Raw genomic sequence first — 7,602 nt, forward strand, 5'->3', positions numbered from 1 at the left:
AAATAAAAATATATTTATTCTAATTACTAGAAGTATATTTATTTAAAAGTGCCTCAATATCGGTATCATTGCATATATTTAAAGGCTTTTTGCCATCCAAATCAGATATATTTGCATCAGCACCGTTTCTTAAAAGTATATCTACAGCCCTGTAGCTGTCAGAAGCAACAGCAAAATGCAATGCAGTCCATCCGTCATCATCCTGCAAATCAATATCTAATTTGTATTTCATTAATAAAGCTATAACAGAAACCTGATTATTCATAGATGCCCACATCAAAGGCGTAGTACCTGTATTGTCGCCAATATTGACTATATCTCTTCCAGTATTTTTAGCAGAATTAGAATCCAATATAGCAGTAACTACAGATGTATATCCTCTTGCCGAAGCAATATGTATAGCCATAGCCTCATCTACATCATCTTTAGCAAGTATATCAGCTCCATAATTTAAAAGCATAGATACCATATCAGAATATCCATAGTATGAAGCAAGCAAAAGAGGAGTCTGTCCGTCAGCATACCATACATTATCTCCTTCAGTAAATATAGTGTCTGCAGGAAGTCTTGGGTTCATATCTATTTTTTTATGAGATAATAACTCCCTTACTATTTCACTATTATTAGCTTTTACAGCTAAATGCAAAGCAGACCATCCCTCTTCATTCACACTATTAATATCTATACCGCTTGATATGAGTTCTTTTACTTTATTAATATCCCCATTATCTATAGCTGTAAAAAATTCATTATCTGTACTTTTATTTACTTCCTGATTAGTCAAATCCTGTGAATATAAAACAAAGCTTAATAAAAATAATATAGCAGAAACATATTTTTTTAACATAAACAAAATATCCTTAATACAATATTACCATAGTATAAATTATAGTATAAAAATTTAAAATATACAATAATACAAAAATATTTTTTTCATTAACCTAATATCAATCTATTAAATATTAAACTATCAATATATACAAATTAATTACAATATATTAAAATTAATTGACTTTTTAATAATTATAAAATATATTATGACAAAATATTATTGAGGTATATATTATGTTTACTAGTTCCAAAATACATATTGTATTAATATTATTATGTACAATATTCAGTACATTAATGTCCCAGACAACAAATACAAATAATATAAAAAGATATGGGCAATTATCAGCTTCTTTAGAATTAGTAGCTTATGGAAGAATGAGTGATTTAATAGAGCAAACTGGCAATGAAGATACATTAGGAGTTTTGTTATACGGAGATTTGCACTATATAAAAGAATATAAATATGCATCAATAGAGGCAAATATCAATGCTAGATTCTATGAACCATTATCTCATAAAGCAAGATTCTATAAAAATATGTCTCCTCCTGTATTTGATTTCTCTAAAATGAATATATTTGTAAACTTTAAATATATTGGAATAAGAGCAGGTGTATTAGAACCTTACACTAAAAATATACCTATAACTTCATATTTCCCTACATTATTTTACTATCATACAGTAAGCAGCAATAAAGCAACCGTACTTTCAGGTCCTAGAGATATGCCTATAGGATATGAAACACAATTTATACCTAGATATGATACGGGTTTAATGGTAGAAGCTAATTTTTTTGGTGTATTTATAGGCTTAGGATTAGTAAATGGGGAGATGGGGCTGGATGCAAATTCATCAAAAGGTTTAATGGCTAAAATATCATACAGTAATGATTATATTAATACGGGTGTAGCTGGTATAGTTACAGAAATAGGTTCTCAGCCTATTAAGGAATGGGGAGACAGTGTAAATGCATTTTTCTATTTTAGAAATGGAAAAGACGGAAGATTTACAGTGGGTTTGGAAGGTTTTTGGTTCAGACATGGCATAAGAGTTTATAATGAATATTTTCCAGGTCAAGAAAACACAAACATACCTCATTTTAATGACGGATACTATACTGATTTTTCTATTCAAACTTTTAACGGCAGCAAACCTTATTACGGCATGAGCGGATTTATATTCTTTGAAGCTAGAAGATTATGGAAATTTGATATAACAGCACATTTCGGAATACATGATAATAATATATATTCAGATGCAGAAGACATTTATCAGCTTAAATACAGAGCATTTTTAAGAATAACATTTAATATAACCGATGATTTTAAAATAATGATTTCAGATACTTTCACTTATGATCCTGTATACAAAAACAATTATCAATATTATGAGTTAGAGGACAGATATCAAGTAGGGGTTATTTCATACAAAGAAGGAGGCGGAGGACATTATACTGTAGATAATGACTTTTATTTAGGATTAAGTTTTAAATTTGGCGGGGTATGGGGAAATAAATAGATAAAAATCATAAATTATAACTTTATTTTTTTATTATATCATTTATAATAATTCGCATGAAAAAAATAGATTTAAATAATATAAAAAGAATAGTATTCAAATTTGGTACTAATGTTTTGAGAAATGATGAGGGATATATATCTTTAGCTAGAATATATTCTTTTATAGAGGCTATATCAAAGTTTCATAGAATGGGAAAAGAGGTATTGATAGTTACTTCTGGAGCTGTTGGTCTTGGTGCTAAAAAAATTAATGTTCAGGACTTGGATGAAGTTGCATTAAAACAGGCTTGTGCTGCTATAGGACAATCCCAATTAATGTCTATATATGAAGACGGATTCTCAAAATTTGATATAGTTACAGCTCAAATACTGCTTACAGAAGAAGATTTTTCTAATAGAAGAAGATATCTAAATCTTCATTCAACACTTAGCATGCTGTTAAAATATAAAGTTGTACCTATAATAAATGAAAATGATACTGTATCAAGCGATGAACTTAAACATATTTACGATGTTACTCAGATAAGTTTTTCTGATAATGATAAACTTTCTGCCCTTGTTGCAAGCGAATTAGATGCTGATTTGCTTATAATACTTTCTGATATAAATGGGCTTTATGATGATAATCCTAAAACCAATCCTAATGCCAATTTTATACATGAAGTATTTGAAGTTACTAAAGATATAGAAAACTTAGGTCTTGATGCTTCTAAAGGCGGCAGAGGAGGCATGAAAACCAAACTTCAGGCTGCAAAAATAGTTACTAGATCAGGATGTGCTTTATTCATAGCTAATGGAAAAAAACCTAATGTACTCAATGATATATTCGAAACTAAAGATAAAACAATATTCTATCCTGTAGAAGAAACAGATGAGCTTTCTACTAAAAAGAGATGGATTGCTTATGCTACAACTATAATAGGAAAATTAGTTGTTAATTCTGGTGCCAAAAAAGCAGTGCTTGAAAAAGAGTCTAGTATTCTTCCTATAGGTTTAATAAAAGTAATTAATACTTTCAAAAAAGGCGATATAGTAAGTATTGTAGATGAAGATGGAAATGAGTTCGCAAGAGGAATAATAAATTATAACTCTGATGATGTTCAAAAAATCATAGGACATCATTCTGATGATATATTAAAGATACTGGGCTATAAAAATTATGATGCTGTAATTACAAGAGATCATATAGTAATACTATAATGCATTTCTAAGCTGCTCGGCTGCATCTTCTGGAGTTATTGAATTAATAAATACGCCGCTTCCAAGCTCATAACCTGCTAATTTGCTCATTTTCGGCATTATATCTAAAAACCAATGGCTTGAATATTTAAATTTAACCTCAAGTGCAGAAAGTAATGTATGAAGTACATAATTAAAACTGACTTCTCCAAGAACTTTATATAATCTGTCAAATATATTTTTTAATATATCAGCAAAATCTAAAATATTCATACTTGAAACATTCACAATACTTGCCGAATGCTGTTTAGGCATTATATATATTTGATAAGGCGATCTAGATGCAAAAGGACAAACAGCAATAAAATTATCATTTTCGCATATAACCCTATCATTAAGCCTTTTTTCTTCATCAATTATATCACAATACACACATCTATTTTTTTCATTATAATATTCTAATGAACCATTAATTTCATCAAGCATCTGCATTGGAATAAATGGAGTTGTTATTATTTGAGAATGCGAGTGGGATAAACTTGCTCCTGCTTCAGGTCCGAAGTTTTTAAAATATAAGCTATAGAGCATATCCTTATTTTTTCCCAAATCTTTAAGCCTTTTAATAACAGCTTTGAATATATAAAAAAAATCTTCTGCCTCAGCATGATAGAAATTAAAATAATGATTAGGATGCTCTATAATAACATCATGAAATCCTTTTGAACTGCTGGCACAGAAAAGGCTGTTTTCTTTTGGAAGTTCATTTTCATGGGTTTCGGATATTATAGGATATTTATTTGGTACTATCCTAACCTGCCATATCTCCTCCTGCTCTGCATATACTGTATAAACAGAGTCTGGAGTTTTCATCTCATGCCCTCTGCAAAAAGGACAGCTAAGTTCTGAATTTTCTATGTGTCTTTGATTAATATTAACATAATCACTAGGTCTTCCAGTTCTTTCTGCTGATATAATTACTGACTGCTTAGTTACGGGATCTTTGCGAATATGCGGCATAAAAAAATATCAACCTATAAGTCTTTTTATTTTGTCTTTAATTTCTGTAAGATTTCCAGATTTTAATATATATCCGTCAGCATTCCAAACTGAAAACTCATGTCTGTAATTGTTATATGCGGTACATATTATAATAGGTAACTCTCTATGCTTTTCTCTAACCTTAGCTAAAAAATCTAATCCATCCATTTTAGGCATTTTTATATCTAATGTTATCAAATCAATATGAGGAGTACCTTTATCAAGCATTTCTAAGGCTTCCTCTCCACTATCAGTGGATACGACATCATATCCCTCATCTTTAAACTCTTCTTCAAAAAGAGTTCTAATGCTCTTTTCATCATCTAAAACTAATATTGTCTTTTTAGGCATATAAATGCTCCTTCATATATCTTATATTAATATTATAATGATTGAGTTAAAAAAGTCAAACAGAATTTTTTTATTTTGAATTCTATTACCTCATTAATAAAAAATTCAAAATATATGTAAGATTAGTATTATTAAACATTTATTTTTTCTCACTTTCTATAGAAGCTCTATAGCTTGCAGCAATACTTTCTATAATACCGCTTCTAAGTCCTTTTTCTTCTAATACTTCTACACCTTTAATTGTAAGTCCCCCTGGTGTGCATACTCCATCCTTTAACTGTGCAGGATGCTTTCCAGACTCTAAAACCATAGCACCAGCACCCTTAAAAACCTGAGCAGCCATTTCTATAGATGTCTTTCTGTCTATACCCATTAAAACCCCAGCATCACTCATAGCTTCTATTAATACATACATAAATGCAGGCGAACATCCAGCCATAGCATTATAAGCATGTATCTGTTCTTCTGTTACAACCTTAACCATACCTACACGCTTTAATAATTCCACAACGCCATTCTGAACAACTTTATTTTCTGCCTCTACAACGGATATAAAACCATTACAAGTTTTTACAGGAGTATTTGGCATTATCCTTACAATACGGCTTCCATTAAACATCCTTGCTAAATCCCTCTTGCTTACAGAAGCAGCAACGCTTACTATACTAGCCCCTACTTTAATAGAAGATGATATTTCAGCAGCAACAGCAGTAACCATATAAGGCTTAACTGCTATAAATAATATATCAGCTTCACTAGCAACCTTTCTATTGTCAGTATATACTTTTATGCCTAAGTTCTTCTCAAGATAATCTTTTTTCTCCATTGTTTTTACGCTTGCTATGATATTGTTATACTCTATTCCTGATTTTATAAAACCTTCTATCAAAGCTCCGCCCATAGCTCCAGCACCAATAAAACCTATAATCATATAAAACTCCTTCATAAATAATAATAAATATAATTATTTACAAATATAGAAATTAAAAAATATTATAATAAAAACTATATAAATTGCAAAGTGATTAAAATAAATTTATCTTATATATATGTTTTCAATATTGAAGTAAAAAAATTAAAAAAAATAATAAAAAAATGTAAAGAAAATATTGACATAAAATATAAAAGAGCCTATCATAAAGGCATGAAAAACTTATTAATAAACGCTATAAATATTCATACAGCTGAAACTCAGCACTCAGCACTCAGCACTCAGCACTCAGCACTCATAACAATTCTTTAAACAATAAAAAACATTCTAATCACAAAAACAAGCCTAACATAATACTAACTATAATAACTCTGCAATCTCTTTTTGTGTTGCATAAATTAATTGTTATACTAAGCAAAGTATATTCTAAAACATTAAATAATATTTCAAGAAATAAAATTAACATAATACTGGAATGCTCTGATTCCATTAACTCAGAAATAAGCATTAGAAATAATGTTTATAATAAAAAAATTTATTAAAAGGAGTTCAACTTATGAACAAAAAGATTTTATCTATTTTCGTAATGGTAATGGCTTTATCATTACTAGGCGTGAGCTGCAACAAAAAAACCACAGATCCAACTAATGGAGGAAGCTCAACAACACAAAATAAAAATATTACTAGTATAACACCTAGTGCTGGAACTGATACAAGTAGTCCTTTAGATTTTAATAATGCTACTGCGAATACTGCTGTTAATAAGCCTTTAACATTCACTATTGTACCAGATGGTATAAAAAATTTAAAATATACAATTAAATCTGTAGAAAAAGATTCTGGAGATACTGATTCAAATAATGCAGATGCTGTATTAACAAAAGACCATTTTAGTTACGATGGAGCTCAATTAACTATTAGCGGTGATGGAGCAACAAAGATAGATGGACTTGGTAATGGTAAGTACAACCAAGTTATAGTTACTATAACTGTATCAGGTGATGGCTATAATCCTAAAGATGTTCAAGTATATATCAAATTTGCTAAGGCTTAATTTCTATTAAATATAGTTTTTACGTTTGTAGAGTATATAGGGGTAGGAGTTACTCCGCCTCTATATACCCGTTACCCTGACACATTATAACATAAAAACTATTATTTTTAAGCTTATAATGCTTACTTATTAAAAATTACATTTATGCCAATATATTTATTCAAGCCTTCATAATATCCTAATGGGTTTGATTGAATAATATAATACTGTGCCCCCTTTGCTTGTTTCTCAAGTGAAGGGGTTTTTTATTTTATCATGCAACGCACGGAAATAAAGTTTCATACATATACAAAATTCTCATCATCAATTCATTCATAATCAACATTAATCAAACGTGCGGTAAATTTGTAAAAAATTAAAAAAATACTTGGGTGGGCAGTGCCATAACTATTTCTAACTAAAAAGAAAAATAATGCTGAAATAACAAATTAGATTTTAAACCTAAAGGGTGGGGAATGTAAGTAAATAAAAACTTTATTTAACGCACGGTTAATACTGCTTCATACATAGATAAAATTATCCTACTCAATTCATTCATAATAAAAAATTAATTAAGCGTACGGTTAGTTAACTATAAATTTAAAAAATTCTTGGGTGGGCAGTGCCATAACTATTTCCAACTAAAAAGAAAAATAATGCTGAAATAACAAATTAGATTTTAAACCTAAAGGGTGGGGAATGTAATCAAATTCAAA

Annotated in this window: 7 protein-coding genes; 3 read left to right on the plus strand and 4 right to left on the minus strand. The window is 29.4% G+C overall.

Annotated features, from left to right (window positions below):
* Positions 1–19: 19 nt before the first annotated feature.
* Positions 20–847, minus strand: a complete 828-nt coding sequence (locus Q0J69_RS10390; protein ID WP_297207111.1) for an ankyrin repeat domain-containing protein — start codon at positions 845–847, stop codon at positions 20–22.
* A 281-nt stretch (positions 848–1,128) separates the two neighbouring features.
* On the opposite strand from Q0J69_RS10390, the gene Q0J69_RS10395 reads away from it, so the two are divergent.
* Both Q0J69_RS10395 and proB read left to right on the plus strand, forming a co-directional pair.
* Positions 1,129–2,352, plus strand: a complete 1,224-nt coding sequence (locus Q0J69_RS10395; RefSeq protein WP_297207125.1) for a hypothetical protein — start codon at positions 1,129–1,131, stop codon at positions 2,350–2,352.
* Positions 2,353–2,408: 56 nt separating this feature from the next.
* A complete protein-coding gene (gene proB / locus Q0J69_RS10400; protein WP_297207113.1) occupies positions 2,409–3,554 on the plus strand; it encodes a glutamate 5-kinase in 1,146 nt (381 codons plus the stop codon).
* Here the strand turns inward: proB and galT are convergent.
* The 3 genes from galT to proC all read right to left on the minus strand — a co-directional run bounded on the left by galT (position 3,549) and on the right by proC (position 5,853).
* Complete coding sequence (gene galT, locus Q0J69_RS10405; RefSeq protein WP_297207115.1) at positions 3,549–4,550, minus strand: galactose-1-phosphate uridylyltransferase; 1,002 nt, start codon at positions 4,548–4,550, stop codon at positions 3,549–3,551. The two genes, proB and galT, sit on opposite strands and share 6 nt — an antisense overlap.
* 9 nt (positions 4,551–4,559) lie before the next feature.
* Positions 4,560–4,922, minus strand: a complete 363-nt coding sequence (locus tag Q0J69_RS10410) for a response regulator (RefSeq protein WP_012670232.1) — start codon at positions 4,920–4,922, stop codon at positions 4,560–4,562.
* A gap of 139 nt (positions 4,923–5,061) precedes the next feature.
* Positions 5,062–5,853 carry a pyrroline-5-carboxylate reductase gene (gene proC, locus Q0J69_RS10415; protein ID WP_297207117.1) on the minus strand — a complete coding sequence of 264 codons (792 nt, stop codon included), beginning with the start codon at positions 5,851–5,853 and terminating at the stop codon, positions 5,062–5,064.
* 556 nt (positions 5,854–6,409) lie between these two features.
* Here proC and Q0J69_RS10420 point away from each other — a divergent pair.
* Positions 6,410–6,907: a hypothetical protein gene (locus Q0J69_RS10420; protein WP_297207120.1), complete on the plus strand. Its 498-nt coding sequence runs from the start codon at positions 6,410–6,412 to the stop codon at positions 6,905–6,907.
* The last annotated feature ends 695 nt before the right edge of the window (positions 6,908–7,602 follow it).

This window comes from uncultured Brachyspira sp. (genome assembly GCF_944388875.1).
Lineage (GTDB): Bacteria > Spirochaetota > Brachyspiria > Brachyspirales > Brachyspiraceae > Brachyspira.

Coding starts and splice junctions, on each gene's coding strand:
- Q0J69_RS10390 (WP_297207111.1), bottom strand. CDS start 847: ATGTTAAAAAAATATGTTTCTGCTATATTATTTTTATTAAGCTTTGTT.
- Q0J69_RS10395 (WP_297207125.1), top strand. CDS start 1,129: ATGTCCCAGACAACAAATACAAATAATATAAAAAGATATGGGCAATTA.
- proB (WP_297207113.1), top strand. CDS start 2,409: ATGAAAAAAATAGATTTAAATAATATAAAAAGAATAGTATTCAAATTT.
- galT (WP_297207115.1), bottom strand. CDS start 4,550: ATGCCGCATATTCGCAAAGATCCCGTAACTAAGCAGTCAGTAATTATA.
- Q0J69_RS10410 (WP_012670232.1), bottom strand. CDS start 4,922: ATGCCTAAAAAGACAATATTAGTTTTAGATGATGAAAAGAGCATTAGA.
- proC (WP_297207117.1), bottom strand. CDS start 5,853: ATGATTATAGGTTTTATTGGTGCTGGAGCTATGGGCGGAGCTTTGATA.
- Q0J69_RS10420 (WP_297207120.1), top strand. CDS start 6,410: ATGAACAAAAAGATTTTATCTATTTTCGTAATGGTAATGGCTTTATCA.